The organism is Ewingella americana (genome assembly GCF_006438725.1).
Classification (GTDB): Bacteria; Pseudomonadota; Gammaproteobacteria; order Enterobacterales; family Enterobacteriaceae; genus Ewingella; species Ewingella americana_A.
In genome coordinates, this window is the sequence record NZ_RCZD01000003.1 from 128527 (window position 1) to 146513 (window position 17987).

The 17987-nt window shown below is 53.0% G+C and carries 14 protein-coding genes; 5 read left to right on the forward strand and 9 right to left on the reverse strand.

What is annotated here, in order from left to right:
• Positions 1 to 87: 87 nt before the first annotated feature.
• Positions 88 to 1170, reverse strand: a complete 1083-nt coding sequence (locus EAH77_RS06465) for a LacI family DNA-binding transcriptional regulator (protein WP_140470990.1) — start codon at positions 1168 to 1170, stop codon at positions 88 to 90.
• Positions 1171 to 1386: 216 nt separating this feature from the next.
• On the opposite strand from EAH77_RS06465, the gene EAH77_RS06470 reads away from it, so the two are divergent.
• Positions 1387 to 2700 carry an MFS transporter gene (locus tag EAH77_RS06470; RefSeq protein WP_140470991.1) on the forward strand — a complete coding sequence of 438 codons (1314 nt, stop codon included), beginning with the start codon at positions 1387 to 1389 and terminating at the stop codon, positions 2698 to 2700.
• Positions 2697 to 5060 (forward strand): glycoside hydrolase family 31 protein, encoded by a 2364-nt coding sequence (locus tag EAH77_RS06475; RefSeq protein WP_140470992.1) that lies wholly within the window; start codon positions 2697 to 2699, stop codon positions 5058 to 5060. Before EAH77_RS06470 ends, EAH77_RS06475 begins: the two co-directional genes overlap by 4 nt.
• A 21-nt stretch (positions 5061 to 5081) precedes the next feature.
• Here EAH77_RS06475 and xseA read toward each other — a convergent pair whose 3' ends face one another.
• On the reverse strand, positions 5082 to 6461 hold the full coding sequence (gene xseA, locus EAH77_RS06480) for an exodeoxyribonuclease VII large subunit (protein ID WP_140470993.1): 1380 nt from the start codon (positions 6459 to 6461) through the stop codon (positions 5082 to 5084).
• Between the two features lie 169 nt (positions 6462 to 6630).
• On the opposite strand from xseA, the gene guaB reads away from it, so the two are divergent.
• Together guaB and guaA are read left to right on the forward strand one after the other, a co-directional pair.
• A complete protein-coding gene (gene guaB / locus EAH77_RS06485) occupies positions 6631 to 8097 on the forward strand; it encodes an IMP dehydrogenase (RefSeq protein WP_140470994.1) in 1467 nt (488 codons plus the stop codon).
• A 103-nt stretch (positions 8098 to 8200) separates the two neighbouring features.
• A complete protein-coding gene (gene guaA, locus EAH77_RS06490; RefSeq protein ID WP_140470995.1) occupies positions 8201 to 9778 on the forward strand; it encodes a glutamine-hydrolyzing GMP synthase in 1578 nt (525 codons plus the stop codon).
• A gap of 285 nt (positions 9779 to 10063) precedes the next feature.
• Here the strand turns inward: guaA and EAH77_RS06495 are convergent, their stop codons facing one another.
• The 7 genes from EAH77_RS06495 to EAH77_RS25115 all read right to left on the reverse strand — a co-directional run bounded on the left by EAH77_RS06495 (position 10064) and on the right by EAH77_RS25115 (position 16683).
• The gene (locus tag EAH77_RS06495; protein ID WP_140470996.1) at positions 10064 to 10735 is read right to left on the reverse strand and encodes a DUF3313 domain-containing protein; all 672 of its coding nucleotides are present in this window, start codon (positions 10733 to 10735) and stop codon (positions 10064 to 10066) included.
• Between the two features lie 473 nt (positions 10736 to 11208).
• Entirely contained in the window at positions 11209 to 12150 is a 942-nt protein-coding gene (locus EAH77_RS06500) for an HpcH/HpaI aldolase/citrate lyase family protein (protein WP_140470997.1), read from the reverse strand.
• A 14-nt stretch (positions 12151 to 12164) separates the two neighbouring features.
• Positions 12165 to 13256: a cysteine protease StiP domain-containing protein gene (locus EAH77_RS06505; RefSeq protein WP_140470998.1), complete on the reverse strand. Its 1092-nt coding sequence runs from the start codon at positions 13254 to 13256 to the stop codon at positions 12165 to 12167.
• The gene (locus EAH77_RS06510) at positions 13243 to 14079 is read right to left on the reverse strand and encodes a hypothetical protein (protein ID WP_161985778.1); all 837 of its coding nucleotides are present in this window, start codon (positions 14077 to 14079) and stop codon (positions 13243 to 13245) included. Before EAH77_RS06510 ends, EAH77_RS06505 begins: the two co-directional genes overlap by 14 nt.
• The gene (locus EAH77_RS06515; protein WP_140470999.1) at positions 14069 to 15241 is read right to left on the reverse strand and encodes a phosphoribosyltransferase domain-containing protein; all 1173 of its coding nucleotides are present in this window, start codon (positions 15239 to 15241) and stop codon (positions 14069 to 14071) included. Before EAH77_RS06515 ends, EAH77_RS06510 begins: the two co-directional genes overlap by 11 nt.
• Positions 15231 to 16280, reverse strand: a complete 1050-nt coding sequence (locus EAH77_RS06520; RefSeq protein WP_140471000.1) for an ATP-grasp domain-containing protein — start codon at positions 16278 to 16280, stop codon at positions 15231 to 15233. Before EAH77_RS06520 ends, EAH77_RS06515 begins: the two co-directional genes overlap by 11 nt.
• Before the next feature lie 4 nt (positions 16281 to 16284).
• Positions 16285 to 16683 (reverse strand): transposase, encoded by a 399-nt coding sequence (locus EAH77_RS25115; RefSeq protein ID WP_347237664.1) that lies wholly within the window; start codon positions 16681 to 16683, stop codon positions 16285 to 16287.
• 714 nt (positions 16684 to 17397) lie between these two features.
• On the opposite strand from EAH77_RS25115, the gene EAH77_RS06530 reads away from it, so the two are divergent.
• On the forward strand, positions 17398 to 17985 hold the full coding sequence (locus EAH77_RS06530) for a TerD family protein (RefSeq protein WP_140471002.1): 588 nt from the start codon (positions 17398 to 17400) through the stop codon (positions 17983 to 17985).
• Positions 17986 to 17987 lie beyond the last annotated feature (2 nt).

Here is a 17987-nt window from a genome sequence, read left to right on the forward strand (position 1 = left end):
CGGTTGTCTGATACTGAAAGACGGCTAATCCATAGTCGTCGTGATCAGTATAGGACCGCGCAGCGCCATACCTGCTAAAGATGAGATTTATCTGTCCGGCAGTGGGTCATATAAATAATGAGGATGGGGCGTTACGGCGCGACCAGGAGCCTTCCGCACCGATTCCCGGACCACCAGTCGGCCCTGCAACAGTTGCGTGGTGTACGGCGCGTCAGGGCGCAACATACGCCGTTGTAATAAGGCAATGGCCTCTGCGCCCAGCTCATCTCGCGGAACGTGCACAGCGGTCAGCGGGACATCATGGATTTCCGCCAGATTAAACCCATCGGTGCTGAGTACGCTGATATCTCCCGGCACGGACAATCCTTTTTTACTCAGCGCGGCCACCACGCCGGACGCCATAAAATCGCCGCCAGCCAGAATCGCCGTCGGCAGTGGCTGGCCTGCCGGTAATCCCTCCAAATACTCCAGCAGCGCCAGCTCGCTTTCCTGTGCACCGAATCCCGAGGTACTCAGCAAATGATGGTTATCATTAAAGGATTGATGATGACGGCTGAATGCCTGCTTAATGCCCGTCAGACGCAACTCCATAGTGTGGCGACGCAGACATTGCAGCGTGACAATATGCAGATGACCCTGGGAGAAAAGATAGTCGCAGGCGAAGTCGCCCATCGTTTGATGGTCAGGGCTGACGCTGTCATGGCGCATGTGCCGGTCATGGCAGTTTACCAGTACGCAGGGTTTGCCCATTTCGGCCGCCAGTTGATGAATATGCGGATCATCAATGCCGACCAGCAACGCGGCTTCGGTCATCGGCTCGGTCATCTTAGCGATGAACAGTGCGGCGTCGGCGTTCTCTTCTTCCATGGCGCAATAACGCACCCGCACTTCATGATGTGCCGTTGCCGCCAGAATGCCCTGAACCACTTTGTAGTAAAAAATATCACTGCGTACATCGAAGGCGCGGGCAGGGGCAAAAATCATGATGTTGTTCAGCATCAGCCTGCCTGTGGATAACCCGGTGAAAATGCCCTGCGATTTTGCACATTCCATCACCTGCGCACGGGCTTTGACGCTGGTATTATTTTTTCCCGCTAAAACACGCGAAACGGTGCTGATCGACAACCCGGTCTGGTCGGCAATTTGCTGGATATTTAACTTTCCTTTCAAACTGTGATCTCCTTCAAAATCGCCCATGCAAAAATTTTCACCTACGAAGGCGTGCGGCCCATAAGCTTTTGCCTGCCGCGCTTTCGCCACGAAGTTATATCCTGAAAGCTTTTGCAAAAAATCTCGTTTCGCTCACAAATCCCTCTGCCTACTCTGCATAAGTACCTCACATAACACATCATCTGCGGCAATGGCCGACGGGTGGGAGAAACAGGCATGACAATTCAAATCAATACCGGGGCAGCAGCTATCACCGGGCGCCGGAAAATAAAAGCACTACGCTGGTGGATGCTGGCGCTGTTTCTACTCGGGGTGACGGTTAACTACATCACCCGTAACTCTCTGGGTTTACTGGCTGCTGAACTGAAAACCAGTTTGGGCATGACCACAGAACAATATTCTTACGTCGTGGCGGCATTTCAGGCGGCCTACACCCTCTTTCAGCCGCTGTGTGGATGGCTGATTGATGTCATCGGGCTAAAGCTCGGCTTCTTGATCTGTGCATCCATCTGGGCCGTAGTTTGTATGCTGCACGCTGGCGCGGGAAGTTGGGTTCAACTGGCAATTTTACGCTTCTTCATGGGGAGCGCCGAAGCGGCAGCCACACCGGCCAACGCCAAAGCAATTTCAGATTGGTTCCCGCGTAAAGAGCGGCCAGTGGCGGCAGGCTGGGCGGGGGTCGGGTTCTCGATTGGTGCCATGCTGGCACCGCCGATCATTCTGGTGGCGCACCTCTCCTTTGGCTGGCGCGGCGCATTCCTGTTCTGCGGCGTACTGTCAATGCTGTGGGTGCTGTTGTGGTGGAAGTTTTATCACTCACCGGAAACCCATCCCAATCTGAGCAAAGAGGAACTGGCGCTGATTCGCCAGGACAACGAACCGCAGCAAACCCGCCTGCCGTTTATCCAGTCAATGAAAATTGTCTGCAAAAACAAGAAATTCTACGGTATCGCTATTCCGGCGTTTCTGGCCGAACCGGCATGGGCAGTGTTCAGTTTCTGGGTTCCGCTGTATCTCGCCAACGAACGCGGGATGGATTTAAAACACATTGTCATGTTTGCCTGGTTACCGTTTCTGGCCGCCGATCTCGGCAGTATCGCCAGCGGATATCTCACCACGCTGTACCGCAAAGTGTTTGGCTGCACCCGCATTAACTCCATCGTGGCCAGTTCGGTCACCGGTGCTTTCATGATGCTTTCGTTGGCGCTGGTTGCGCTCACGCAAAGTCCTTACGCCGCGATTGCACTGATCTCCATCGGCGGCTTCGGGCACCAGGTCATTTCCTGCATGTTGAGTGCGGTGGTGGTTGAGACTTTCGACAAAAATCAGGTGGCGACCGTCAACGGTATGCGTGGTTCTTCTGCGTGGATTGCCAGTTTCTTGTTTTCACTGCTGATCGGCGCCGTTGCCGACACTGTAGGCTTTAATCCGCTGTTTATCGCGATGGGATTCTTTGATTTGATTGGGGCAGTGTTCCTGATTGCTCTGATCGCTGAACGCCGCAATCCGGCAAAAAGGGAGAATGTATGAAGACGTTGAAACACTGGGAGCTGGCCGGACATCATGACGCAGGTGTAGATCTGCGTGTCGAAGGTAAGCATCTGTTTTGTCTGCGGGTGTTGGAGCAGGGATTGGTGCGCGTATTTCTCCAGCGTAACGGCGAGTTGGCGCTGGATCGTACCTGGAGCATTGCGCCGCAAAATGATGTGCCGTGGGAAGGGCGCGACCGTCTGAGCAACGAAGGTTTCTCGCTGCCTGGGTACCAACTGACGCACGGCGAAAATACCCTGACCGTGACCACCGACGCACTGCGCGTTACCGTTCACCAGCCACTGTGGCTGGAGTGGGAACATAAAAATGCGGCCGGTGAATGGCTGCCGCTGGTCAACGACCGCAAGACCGGCGCGTATATGCTGTCGGTGAAAGGCGATGCCTCGGCGCACTATCAACTGCGTGAGGCGCAGGACGGCGTTTACGGGCTGGGTGAAAAAGCCGGTGACCTCAACCGCAGCGGCCGTCGTTTTGAAATGCGTAATCTGGATGCGATGGGCTACAACGCCGCCAGCACCGATCCGCTGTACAAACATATTCCGTTTACTATGACACGCCGCAACGATGTCAGTTTCGGTCTGTTCTACGACAATCTCAGCAATGTCTGGCTTGATCTCGGCAATGAGCTGGATAATTACCACTTGCCGTATCGCCGTTTTAGCGCTGAAGCGGGCGATCTGGATTACTATTTGTTCATTGGTCCCACCTCGCTGGAGGTCACCAAAAAATTGGTGAGGCTGACTGGTAAAACGACGTTTGGCCCGAAATGGAGCCTCGGTTACAGCGGTTCGACCATGTATTACACTGATGAACCGGACGCCCAGCAGCAGTTGATGAAGTTCATCACGCTGTGCCAGCAACACGAAATCCCATGTGATTCTTTCCAGCTTTCATCGGGTTATACGTCGATTGGCAACAAGCGCTACGTCTTCAACTGGAACTACGACAAAGTGCCACAGCCGAAGGCGATGTCGCAGGCGTTTCTCGACGCGGGCATTCGCCTGGCTGCTAATATCAAACCCTGTCTGTTACAGGACCATCCGAAATACGCACAGGTGGCGGAGCAGGGGCTGTTTATTCGTGATTCAGAAACTGGCGCGCCAGAGCGTTCAGTCTTCTGGGATGACGAAGGCTCACACCTTGATTTCACCCATCCGGCCGCCGTGCGCTGGTGGCAAAATGGCGTCACCACGCAGTTGCTGGAAAACGGCATTGGTTCAACCTGGAACGACAACAACGAATATGAAGTGTGGGACAGCGATGCGCGTTGCCACGGTTTTGGCAAACCGATCGCCATCAAACATATCCGTCCGGTTATGCCATTACTGATGATGCGTGCGTCGTTTGAAGCGCAGCAACGTTTCGCACCAGAGGCTCGTCCGTATCTGATTTCACGTTCCGGCTGCGCGGGCATGCAGCGCTATGTGCAGACGTGGAGCGGCGATAACCGCACCAGTTGGCAGACGCTGCGCTACAACACGCGTATGGGCATCGGCATGAGCTTATCCGGTCTGTATAACGTCGGGCATGACGTTGGCGGGTTCGCCGGCGATAAGCCAGACGCTGAACTGTTTGTACGCTGGGTGCAAAACGGCGTGATGCATCCGCGTTTCACTATTCACTCATGGAATGACGATCACACCGTGAACGAGCCGTGGATGTATCCGCAGGTGACGCCACTTGTCCGTGATGCGATCCGTCTGCGCTACCGTTTATTGCCTTATTTCTACACTCTGCTGTGGCAGGCGCATGCCAATGACGAACCGATGCTGCGCCCGACGTTCCTCGATCACGAGCATGATAAAAAGACCTTCGCCGAAACCGACGATTTCCTGATGGGGCAAGATTTACTGGTTGCCAGTGTGGTTGAAGAAGGACAGCGTGAGCGCCAGGTCTACCTGCCAGATAACGGTATCGGCTGGTGCGATTTCTACACTGGTGAATGGTTCGCAGGCGGGCAGAGAATAACTCTCGACGCACCACTGGATCGCCTGCCGTTGCTGGTTCGCGCGGGTGCTGCGCTGCCGCAATCAGGACGTCTGGCACATGTTGATGTCAACAAAGATACAACGCGTGAACTGCATGTTTACCCGGCGCCAGGTCAGGTGAAATCCGCGGGAATGTTGTTTGAGGACGACGGTGAAAGCCATCACTGGCAGCAAGACCATGCATTGTGGCTGAACTGGGAAATCCTCAGCAGCGCGCAGCGCATTGATATCACGATTATTCAGCGCGGTGATTTCAAACCGGCGTGGAAAACCCTAAACATTATCTTGCCAAAGGGTGAGGTGCGGGAAGTGTGGGTGAACGGGGAACGGACGAAAAGTTACTCCGTCTGAGGATAGGTCCGGGGGCCTGTTTCAGGCCCCTTTAACGGCACGTTTCCGCGCTTTTTTTTCCACCACGATCGATTTCACTTCGCTTTCAATCCAGCCATCGGCCAGACGTGTTTTCAACGTATCGCCCGGTGCGATCTGCGTGGTTTTCTTCAGCAATGCCCCCTGCGGCGTGGTTGTCACGCTATAACCTCGTGCCAACGTTGCCAGTGGGCTGACGCCTTCCAGTTGGGCACATAGGGTGCCGAAACGCTGGCGGCTGCCTGAGAGCTGCGAGGTGAGCGCTTGTTGCAGGCGATACTGCAATTGCTGAATTTTTTGCTGAGCACGATGAATACGCGGTTGTGGCTGTTGCTGCGTTAAACGCTGTTGCAGACGGTCGGCGCGGCGCAGCATTTGGCGCAGCTGATTTTGCATGGCTTCGTCCAGGCGACGGCGCAGCTTGAACAGCGCGGTTTGCTGACGCGCCAGACGCAAATGCGGATGCTGCTGTTGCAGACGATGATTGAGCCGCGTAAACCGCTGCGTCAGCTGGGCGAGATAATAGTCCATTGCCATTTCAAGACGCTGCTGTTGGGACTGGATTTGACGCAGCAGTTCCAACTGATTGCGGCTGATCAGTTCGGCAGCGGCCGAAGGGGTCGGAGCGCGTAAGTCTGCGACAAAATCGGCAATCGTCACATCGGTTTCGTGGCCGACGGCACTGACAATAGGAATACGGCTGGCGAAAATTGCCCGCGCCACACGTTCGTCGTTAAAGCTCCATAAGTCTTCCAGCGAACCGCCGCCGCGCCCGACAATCAATATATCGGCTTCTTCTCGCGCATTCGCCAACTGAATGGCTCGTACGATTTGCATCGGCGCATCGACGCCCTGAACAGCGGTCGGATAGATGATGACGGGCAATGACGGGTCACGGCGTTTTAAAACGTTTAACACATCATGCAGCGCGGCACCGCTTGAGGAGGTGATCACGCCAACGCATTTGGCCGGTGAAGGCAGCGGTTGTTTGAATTGCGCATCGAACAGCCCTTCAGCGGCCAGTTGCTGTTTCAGCAGATCGAATTTTTGCTGCAACAGACCGTCACCGGCTTCCTGCATGCTTTCGGCAATCAACTGATAATCACCGCGTGGTTCGTAAAGAGTGATCGTCGCGCGGACTAAAACCTGCTGGCCGTTTTGCGGGCGGAATGTGGTGCGGCGATTGGTGTTGCGGAACATCGCGCACTTAACCTGCGCACGGTCATCTTTCAGGGTGAAATACCAGTGACCGGAGGAAGGTTGGGAGAAGTTGGAGATCTCGCCTGAGAGCCAGACCTGGCCCATTTCGTTCTCCAGCAACTGTCGGACCGTCTGATTGAGGCGGCTTACGGTAAAAATCGGTGGGGAAGAAGGTAGCGACATGTGATCCAGATCAAATTCAAAAACAGAGACTTAATCGAACGATACTACATGCACAAAACAGGTAATCAAGAAGTTTCTCAAAATAGTTCTGGTGGCTATGTCTGCTCACCTGTATACTCCCGCTGCAATATTTTCTCCTTTCCGCATCCACCTTGGTGAGATATTGCCCATGCTACGTATCGTAAAAGAAGCACTAACGTTCGACGACGTCCTCCTTGTTCCAGCCCACTCCACAGTTCTGCCCAATACTGCCGATCTAAGCACCCAGCTGACCGCTAAAATCCGTCTGAATATCCCTATGCTGTCTGCAGCTATGGATACCGTGACAGAAGCGAATCTGGCGATTGCTCTCGCGCAAGAAGGCGGCCTGGGATTCATTCACAAGAACATGTCTATTGAACGTCAGGCCGAAGAAGTTCGCCGCGTTAAAAAACATGAAAGCGGCGTGGTTGCCGACCCTAAAACGGTCACCCCTTCTACCACCCTGCGTCAGGTTAAAGAACTCACCCAAATTAACGGTTTCGCCGGTTACCCGGTTGTCACCGAGCAGAACGAACTGGTCGGTATCATTACCGGCCGTGACGTGCGCTTCGTGACCGATCTGGAACAGCCAGTGACCGCAGTGATGACCCCGAAAGAGCGTCTGGTGACGGTCAAAGAAGGCGAGTCCCGCGAAATCGTGTTGCAGAAAATGCACGAAAAACGCGTTGAGAAAGCGCTGGTGGTTGACGCGCAATTCCATCTGGTCGGTATGATCACCGTTAAAGACTTCCAGAAAGCAGAACGTAAACCTAACGCCTGTAAAGATGAGCAGGGCAGTCTGCGCGTCGGTGCGGCAGTTGGCGCGGGCGAAGGCAACGAAGAACGTATCGATGCACTGGTCGCCGCTGGCGTTGACGTGCTGCTGATTGACTCCTCACATGGTCATTCCGAAGGCGTGCTTTCGCGTATTCGTGCTACCCGAGCCAAATACCCGGATCTGCAAATCATCGGCGGCAACGTGGCGACAGGCGCAGGCGCGCTGGCACTGGTTGAAGCTGGCGTGAGCGCAGTGAAAGTCGGTATCGGTCCTGGTTCTATCTGTACCACCCGCATCGTGACCGGCGTAGGCGTTCCGCAAATCACTGCGGTGTCTGACGCGGTTGAAGCGCTGGAAGGCACAGGTATTCCGGTCATCGCTGACGGCGGTATCCGCTTCTCCGGCGACATCGCCAAAGCCATCGCTGCGGGCGCAAGCTGCGTGATGGTCGGCGGGATGTTGGCTGGGACAGAAGAATCTCCAGGTGAAATCGAACTGTATCAGGGCCGCTCATTCAAATCTTATCGCGGTATGGGCTCTCTGGGCGCGATGTCCAAAGGTTCCTCTGACCGTTACTTCCAGAGTGATAACGCCGCTGACAAACTGGTACCGGAAGGTATCGAAGGTCGCGTAGCGTACAAAGGTCGTCTGAAAGAGATTGTTCACCAGCAAATGGGCGGTCTGCGTTCATGTATGGGTCTGACCGGTTGTGCTACCATCCTCGAACTGCGCACCAAAGCTGAGTTTGTCCGCATCAGCGGCGCTGGGATCCAGGAAAGCCACGTACACGACGTGACGATCACCAAGGAATCTCCGAACTACAGAATGGGATCTTGATTCCCAAGACAGCGAGCCATGTGCTCGCTGTCTGTTTTACTGTATTGATACTTATTTAACCTGTTGTTTTAACGCTTTTATTGCTTTCTGGAAAACGCCCCTCATGAGCGAAAATATTCACAAGCACCGTATCCTGATCCTCGATTTCGGCTCCCAGTACACTCAACTTGTTGCACGCCGCGTGCGTGAACTGGGTGTCTATTGCGAACTCTGGGCCTGGGACGTAACCGAAGCCCAAATCCGCGAATTCAACCCGAACGGCATCATCCTGTCCGGCGGCCCGGAAAGTACCACCGAGCATGACAGCCCGCGCGCGCCAGACTACGTCTTCGAAGCCGGTGTGCCGGTTCTGGGCGTTTGCTATGGCATGCAAACCATGGCAATGCAGTTAGGCGGCCATGTTGAAGGCTCTAACGAGCGCGAATTTGGTTATGCGCAGGTTGAAGTTCAGACTGAAAGCGCGCTAATCCGCGACATTCAGGACGCCCTGAGCGAGAACAGCAAACCGTTGCTCGATGTCTGGATGAGCCACGGCGACAAAGTCACCGCTATTCCTTCTGACTTTGTGACCGTTGCCAGCACCGATACCTGTCCGTTTGCCATTATTGCTAACGAAGAAAAACGCTTCTATGGCGTACAGTTCCACCCGGAAGTGACGCATACCCGTCAGGGCCTGCGCATTCTGGAACGTTTCGTGATGGACATCTGCCAGTGCGAAGCGCTGTGGACACCGGCCAAAATCATTGAAGACGCCATTGAGCGCCTGCGTGTGCAGATTGGCGAGGATCACGTGATCCTCGGCCTGTCCGGCGGCGTTGACTCCTCCGTCACTGCGATGCTGCTGCACCGAGCCATCGGCGATCGTCTGACCTGTGTCTTCGTTGACAACGGCCTGCTGCGTCTGAACGAAGCCGATCAGGTTTTGGAAATGTTTGGCGACAGTTTTGGTCTGAACATCGTTCACGTCGCAGCGGAAGAGCGTTTCCTGTCTGCACTGGCGGGCGTTGATGAGCCGGAAGCAAAACGCAAAATCATTGGCCGCGTCTTCGTTGAAGTCTTCGATGAAGAAGCGTGTAAACAGGATGCCGTGAAATGGCTGGCGCAGGGCACTATCTACCCTGACGTGATCGAATCTGCGGCCTCTGCCACCGGCAAAGCGCACGTGATTAAATCCCACCACAACGTGGGTGGCCTGCCGAAAGAGATGAAACTGGGTCTGGTTGAGCCGCTGAAAGAGTTGTTCAAAGACGAAGTGCGTAAAATCGGTCTGGAACTCGGCCTGCCATACGACATGCTTTTCCGTCACCCGTTCCCTGGCCCAGGTCTTGGCGTGCGCGTGCTGGGTGAAGTAAAGAAAGAGTACTGCGACCTGCTGCGTCGTGCCGATGCTATCTTCATCGAAGAACTGCACAAAGCCGACCTGTACAACAAAGTCAGCCAGGCGTTCACTGTCTTCCTGCCAGTGCGCTCCGTTGGCGTGATGGGCGATGGCCGTAAATACGACTGGGTGGTTTCCCTGCGTGCCGTCGAAACCATCGACTTTATGACCGCGCATTGGGCACACCTGCCGTACGATTTCCTTGGCCGCTGCTCCAACCGTATCATCAACGAAGTCGACGGCATTTCCCGCGTAGTGTATGACATCTCGGGTAAACCACCGGCTACGATTGAGTGGGAATGAGTTCTTAGCGATATCTAAGGCTTAGCCCCAGTAAAAAACCCGCTTCGGCGGGTTTTTTTATATTTAAGGAAAGAGCTTCTGCTTAAGCGACAGAAACGCACACGTTACCGTGTTTACTTTCAACTGCGCCAGAGTGAGATTATCGTTTAGTGAGAATGGTAATCCAACGCTAAAAACCACGCTCGCATAAATGAAAGCCCTGGGCGTCGTACTCACGCTCAAACCCTCATCCCGAAAAACCAAAAAGCAGCCCTTGGCAGGCTGCTTTTTCAGTTGTTGGGGCGTTTACTTCTGTGGAGCAGGATTAAACTGTACGACGTCAGTCGCTAAGTTATCGACCACACTTTTCAGGTCATTGAGTGTCACTTTTTGTTTGTCATTCGACACTTGTTTACCCATGCCTTTACGTACCACTTTTACCACGGTTTTGCCGGTGGTGGAGTCAACCAGTTCTGCTTCGAAATACAGTTCGGTATCGCGGGTACGGTGGCCGCTGGCGGTTTCTGCACCGGCAACAACTAACGCCACCGGGATCACTTCATAGAATTGTAAACCTTCAGCTGCGGTATTTGCGCCGGTGATCGCACCTTTAAAGATCAACGTACGCGGGCCCGGGTGATTGGTGATCGTCATACGTTGAGCAATCGCTGGTTTAATGCGGCTGTTTGCGTAGTCCAACACGCCCTGCAAGGTCTGCTGATCAATCTGCGCTGTAGGTTGAGGTTTTGGATAGAAAGTGATTGGCTGATAATCGACGTAAGAGTAGTCAGAGGCTTTAAAAGAAGGATCAACCCAACGCAGAACTGTTTTACCTGATGGGGTTTTAGTCTCTTTCAATCCAGAATAATCACCGAGGAAACCAGAGAATTTATCGGCCTTGGTCACCTGACTGGTACAACCGGCAAGCATTACCGCGCCAGCAATCAGCGCAACCTGCAAAACTTTCGTTGTGTTCATTGGTACCCTTAAATGTGAGTGGCGTAATAAATTATGTATAGCACCGATACCGAAATTCACCCCCTCATAATATCAAAAGGGTGAGTTTCGCAGGATAGCAAAATAAATTGGGACCTCATTCATCAACTTTTTGTTTCTTTGATGTAGATTCATAAAAAACATACTGTCGGCTGCGAGTGCCGTTATCATGTTCAAAACGAAACCCGGCCCGTTTTATTTTCCGATGTGAAATAAATAATTTTTACTTATCATTATGATTTTAAATATTTAATTTTTTTATTTGTTTAGTGCTGAGTACAAACTTAACCAACGCCGCATATCACCCCTCATTTTGGGGATCAAAAATACAGATGTTTATTTACATATTAGCTACTTTTCTAACTAACGCCGATCTGAACAATCTGGTCACCACACATCCTGCATTGAGTATCGTGTCCACCCGGGTCGTGGTCGGGCCAACGTTCCATCAACGTTTACAAGGCATCTTCGAATCGCCGTTCGAACTCCCCGTTGACAGGTTCCACATAGCCATATTTTTTCCCCTGTTGAATGATCCTGTGCGCCCAATTGACGTGAGTGGCTGGTTCACACATGGCACCGTCGGATTTGTATACCGCACTGTCTGCATTGAGGATGCGCAGAGCTTCCTGGTAATCGCGGGGGGCGACGCGTAGTGCGTGGTGGATGATGGGGATCTGACTTGGATGGATGGCGGTTTTACCGACGAGACCGTGCAGGATATCCTGTTTTAGTTCGCGTCTTAGCATGTCATCGGGTTCGATTAACTCACAGACTGGGGACGTCAGGGCGAAACCCTGCGCGCCGAACACGCTGACCAGCATTTTGATCACATAGCCGAGTGGGCCTTCATACAGTGTGTATTCCTTGCTGCGGCGTAAACCTAATACACTCATCAAATCATTGCCGCCGATACGCAGTGCCAGTACGCGGTTGGCGGCTTTGGCTTTCAGTGCTTCGGCCATCTGCTGCATTTTATTGACGTCATACACCTCAGCATCTTCCAGCGTTGGCATCCACAGCAGGTCAGTACCCGCGGTAATGCGTAACCAGCTATCGAGAGAGGATAAGGTAAACTTCGGCAACACCAGCCCGTCGACAGCGTGCAGGAAAAATGTTTTATCGGAGATCAGTTTGGCAGCCATGGCGGCACTTCGCGGGCGGATAAACAACAATGGTCCGTCACTGAAATCACGTGGGCTCTTCAGAATAAACAGCGTTTTACGTAGATTATCAAGCGCCTGTGGGATATCCCGGTCCAGCACGGCATCTTCCAGACAGATAACCATCGACAGCAGTTCGGGATACTTTTCGCCACAGGCAATACGGGTCAGTTCCGGGTGCGTCGCGGGAACATACATGGTGGCCCCGAGGTCATTGGGGGTGATTTTTTTCATCGGCCTCTCTCCGCTTATGCAATATGCTTAATCAGGGTCACTGCACGGTAAATGCCAATCTCAGCCCCGACTTCTTCTACCCGAATGTCCTGACTTTCAGCCAAATGGACCAGCAGTGCGACGCTCTTATCCTGCTTACTGGCGACCAGTACGTGGTCCGGTACGCGGCGCATCACAGCGCGGGTGGCTTCGGCAATGCCCGGTTTAATATGATTGACCGAACGGATTTCAAAGTGTTCGGCCAGCCGGGTGATCACCTGCCTGCTCAGCTGTTTCAGATGTGCTTTCTCCTCATCACGCCGAGTGGCAGCGGGGACATCCTCTGTTTGCTGGCGACGCAGGAAGTCCACCTGTGCAACAAAATCCTGGCTGAGGTCAAAAGCTTGCAGGTGTTGGCAAAACATCGAAGCGTGGAAGCCGCTTTCGCGCCAAAGCGAGCGGCTGACCAGCCCGGAAATCGGTGCCCCGAGAATGCCGAATGGCATCAACCAGTCTTCTCCGCTGGCGGAAAGCCAGGCGCAACCGCCGGGGTCAGCGAGCACGGCCAGCCTCGGCGGTAAACCGAATTCTGGCCGTTCAGCCAGAGATGCGCTGAGCTGGCGAGAGATCGCGCCTTTTCCGGTCCAGCCATCGATAAACACCACGCCTGCACTGCCATGTTGTCGGGTGATGTGCGTTAGCGCGCGCTCATCCAGCCCACGGTCACGGATAATGCTGATGCCGTAATGCACGACTTCGACTTGCATATCTCGCAGGGCATGCAAAAGGCAGACGCCCAGCGGCACACCGGCCCGCACCAGTGAGGTCAGTACAATCGGGCGGGCAGTGATCTGCGCCGCCAGACCTTTCGCCAGTGCGGTGACTTCGCGTGCCAGCCTTGGGCCGAAATCTGTCATGGCGTGATGATAGAGCGACAGGTGTTTTTCAGACGGTAACGGTTCCTGCGACAGCATCTCCGAATAGTGTTTTTCGCCGCTCTGAATCAGACGCTCTTTCTCCGCCACGGAGGTAAACGCAATCTGTGCCGGGGCCAGCAAAAAGTGGATGTCGCCGGGTGGATAGGAACCCGACAGCAGCGTGTGTGGCGTAAATTCAGGTTGCAGCATGGTGTGCCCCCCAAGATGAAGCGATGGGCAGGGCATTTTCCAGCGTACCAAGCAGTTGGCTGCGTTGTGGTATCACCAGAAAGTCGCACTGTTGCATGAAACTGAAATCGGACAGGCTGTCACCAAAGCCCAGTACCGGGCGGTCAGGGAACGCTGCCTGCAGCCGCGTTAACAGAAATGTCACCGCATGAACTTTCTCGATGCATTTCGGCAACCAGGCGATGTTATTGCCATTGCGGTGAACATAGAAACCGTCGAGGTCAAAAGTCTGTTCCACCCAGTCGGCATAGTGATTCAGCGCTGCCAGGTGCTGACTGTCGTTAACTTTCATCACCAGATAGATCGGTATACCGTACTCCTTGTTCATCCGGCACCATCCCGCGTCAGCGGGCAGAAGCGGTGAGATTGCCTGCGGGTCCCGCAGCATCGTGCTGAGATGATGCTCAAGTGCCGACAGACGCGGTAAAAAAGCGCGCATTTGCTCAGTGATATGGGACTGCCACTCAGAGTCTGCATTGCCTTGTGCGGTCAGGATCACGGCGCCGTGGGTGGTTATGGCATAGGAATCAAAGGGAATGCACACACGGGCGATCTCCTCTGTACCACGTGCGGTTACCGGAATGGTTTCCGCACCCGCCAGCATCCACTGCACCAGATTATTTTGCCGTGGTGTCATAAAGCTGCGTGGCGCAAGGCTTCTGTCCAGTGCGCCCGGCACACTGCGCTGGCGCTCGTGGGGATCGATGATTTTTCGCCCGGTCTGGAACAGGGTGTCGTCGAGATCGGTGAAGATCAACGGGCGCGAGGCGAAGTCAGCAGTCATGGGGAGCCTCGTTGATTTCTAAATGAGAAAATTGCGCCAAAAAGGTCGGATCCCATGCGGATGCCGGCGTCTCCGAGCATAAAATCACCCGGTCCCACTCATCAGGCTTGACGTTATAGGCGTACATCGGTACGCCCAGACCGTAGTTATCGGTAAAACTGATGGCACAGCGAATGGCGTTACCGATGGCAACCGGTGAACGAGTTGTCGAGCTGAAACAGACGTCTGCCCCCTGATCTTCCAGCCACTGCGCCAATAAATAGGGCTGCCAGACATATTCTCCAGAGCCAAGCACCAGAATACGCTGGCCTTTCTGTGGGGCTTTGGTTGTCAGTAAGCGTGTATGAAACTCGACGCCGGTTCGCCCCCAGCGGTCAGCAATGTTATTGAGCGGCTGTGAACCGCGTGCCATCACATTTACGTCAGGTGCGTGGAGCAGGGGAGCATGCTCGGCTGCTTGCCACTGCCAGCGGCCACTGGCCAGCGACACCGCCGTAGTGGGCAGACTGATTTGCCCGGCTAAGGCATTGTCTGACCAGTCGGTGAGGGTGGCGGTAACAACATGCTCCAGTTGACTTAGCCCGGCATTTCTCAGGGCCTTGTATAAATTAAGAAAGGTTTTTCCTGTGGTGGCCTCGTCATCGACCATGACCAATGTCCGTGCCTGAAACAACTTATCGCGCAGTACAGGGTCGGTAGGAATATGGACCAGATGCGCCGTGGCATGGCTGTGTTCCTCTTCGAAACGGCAGAGTAAATCGCTACCGAGAGGGTGTCGGGTGGTGGTAAGAAGAATAGTGTCAGCATAGCGCTGTGAGAGCACCGAATGTACGCCGGCGGCAAGGCCGACCGCCGTTTCAGCCATTCCGGTCACTAAAATCGGGCCGGACAGTCCGCGAGGAATGTTATCGGCAAGGTCGTTAAAAGCCCTGCGGATCAGGTGCGGAGGGCAGGGGATATGGCGGCCAAGGATTTTACTGACAAATAAAAATGCCCGACGTGGGTTACGGCGCTGGGCCATATCAAACAGAGTATTTGCGTTCCAGCCCGGCTGACTGCGAAGTTGTAATGACATGACGCCTGCACTGAGCGTGGCTTCATAATGTTCGTCAGTCCGTTGCTCATCAAGACCGGGGGCGTCAGTAGCAGGGTTAGTTTTCATAGGTAGACTCACGGGCAGGAATGCAGACAGCATGGTCGAGAATGCGCACATTATGGTGATGTAATTTCTGCTCCGGCAGCGGTAAACCAAGACGCGAAGCCACCATGATGGCGGGTAAATTTATTCCACTTTCAAGCCCATAAGGCACACCGCCGCTTGGACGCAGATTACATTCCAGCACCCTCGGTTTACCTTGGTTGTCAGCGCGGGTTTGAACATTTATCAGGCCATCCGCCTGCAAAAGTGTGGCTACCCGACGGGCCAGTTCAATCTCTTCACCTTCGGTAAAAAACTGCTGAAGTGCATCGTTTTTACGTCTGCCGAGTACGGCCAGCGTACAGCCTCGTTCGGTTACCATATCGATGCTGCACTCCGGCCCCGGCAGATAGGGCATCACTAACATGGATTGCGACAGTCCACCGCTTTTCGCCACCATATCAAGATAAATCTGCGTATTTATTCGTCGGGTTTCGGGTTTTCGCAGTACCAAATCTGCGGGTGCATTGTCATCCAGGCGCCAGTAACCGCAGCCATAAATGCCCTGATTAGGTTTAACACACAGCTCAGGGAAATCAGATTTGATGCTCTTGAGTGCCGCCTCCAGCGCGGGCAGGGATTCCACCAGACAGGCCGGGGTATGGGCGATACTGTTTTGTGCCAGTTGCAGGCTAAAGCGGTATTTGTCATCGGCCAGCAGCAGGCTCTCAACGCTCAATGCACCGGTGATGAGTTTTACGCCAGTGGCTTCGATTTGCGCACGATGTTTTTCAAACCAGACATCGGCACGACCGACATGGATCAGCGTGACGCAATACCGGGCAATATTGTCGAGAATAAATGCCAGCTTTTGCATTTTATCTGCCGGTTCGCGCAGCGAAACGTCAGCCACGCCGGTAATTTCTGGTCTGAATTCACGGTGTGACGCCATGAGTTGCAACGGCGCTCCCTGAGGGTTGCACCACTTCTGCGTCATGATGGCAGAGCGCAGAGCCTCAAGGAGACCGCGCTGTGAGGAAAGCCCTTCCATTAGCCAGATCATCGGTTTATTTCTCCCGCCGGTTTTTAGCCATCAAGGCTGATAAATTTTTCTGGGCTTCCGGCATATCCCCAAAGGAATGAGCAACATAGCCGCGCAACCACAATCCATTTTTTTTGACGCCCATCTGTTCTCCCAGTTGTTTCGCGCTGTGTGTCTTGAGAGTGTTTACTAACATGGGGATCTCCATCTCTGGTGACATAGTTAGCTGGATCTCGACACCCTCAGAAAGCAGGGTTATCTGCTCAATACTGAATGCAGAACTCTTGCAACAACGCGGGATTATTTCGCTGAGCAATTGGCGATCCCGAGCCTGTACACTAAGTGGTGAGCTAAAGGCGAAAATAAGCTGTATTCGAATGTTAAAGAGATTGTATCTATTGGAATTTATCACTGCAGTAACCACCAAGAATAACGTTAATACTAAGCTGCCAGCCAAGTGATTTAATCTGTCTGGAATCAATGTAATTAATACAAATAATCATGAAGTTGGTTTGATAATATTCCTTATAAACTGACAGCGTATTTTTATATGATTTTTTCATAGTTGGCAGTAAATAAAATGGTTTGAGCAATGTTATTTACGATTCTTTTCAATACGCCATCATAAGTCTAAAAAAAGGCCATGGATGATTCTATTTGCGATGAATTTTATAATTTGGAATGCAGATCTGGAAAAATAAACGCAACCAAAAATTCCTATTGTTTACTTTAAAACAGAGGCTTACCCTTCAGTTCGTGTGCTGGGGCTGAACGTTGAAGGGGAGAAAATAGCTAACGTGGCAGGGAGGCGTCTCATGGAAATAATAAGCGTGAGAATAGTTATGGTTATTGTCAATTTATCTATCAAAAGTGTGTTTCTGTGTAAAACAATAAACCTTGTCTAAACAAAGTGAAAAAAATCGCGTAAAACGGTTGTTCATAAGATGTGTGACTCAGTGGGTGAAAAATAAACCACTCTGTCAGGTGTCTTTATTTTAATTGCCCGTGTTTCGTTAATTTTTTATTAATTTTTTTAAAAGTTCATAAAACCATTCCTATTAATTGTAGGGTCTTTAGATGTCACTGTTTTTAAACGACGCTGTTTGTTTAAAACGTGTTTTCCATAAAAGGAGCTTTCGTGGCTATTTCACTCAGTAAAAATCAATCCGTCTCCCTGGCAAAAGAGTCCGGTGCGTCCGTGACCGCTGTGCATATTGGTTTGGGATGGGATGCGGCGAAAAGCAAAGGCCTGTTCGGCATGTTTGGCGGTAGTGGGGGTGAGATTGATTTGGATGCTTCCTGCGTCATGCTCGACAGTGACGGTGAAGCGGTCGACACCATCTGGTTTCGTAAATTGCAATCCAGCTGTGGCTCAGTAAAACACAGTGGCGACAACCGCACTGGCGCGGGGGATGGCGATGATGAAGTCATACTTATCGACCTGGGACGCGTGCCGTCTGACGTCGAGCATTTAGCCTTCACAGTAAACAGTTTCACCGGCCAGAATTTTACTAAGGTTGAGAATGCCAGTGTCCGTATCCTTGACCAGCGCAGCAAGGAACTGGCGAATTTCAATCTGTCAGAAAAGGGTGCGCACTCGGCGTTGTTCATCGCTTCACTGTCGCGCAAAGGCAATGACTGGAGCTTCAAGGCGCATGGCCTGACGTCCACTGGGCGTACTGTGGAAAGCATGCTGCCGCTGGTTATCCGTGAGCTGGTGGGGTGAGC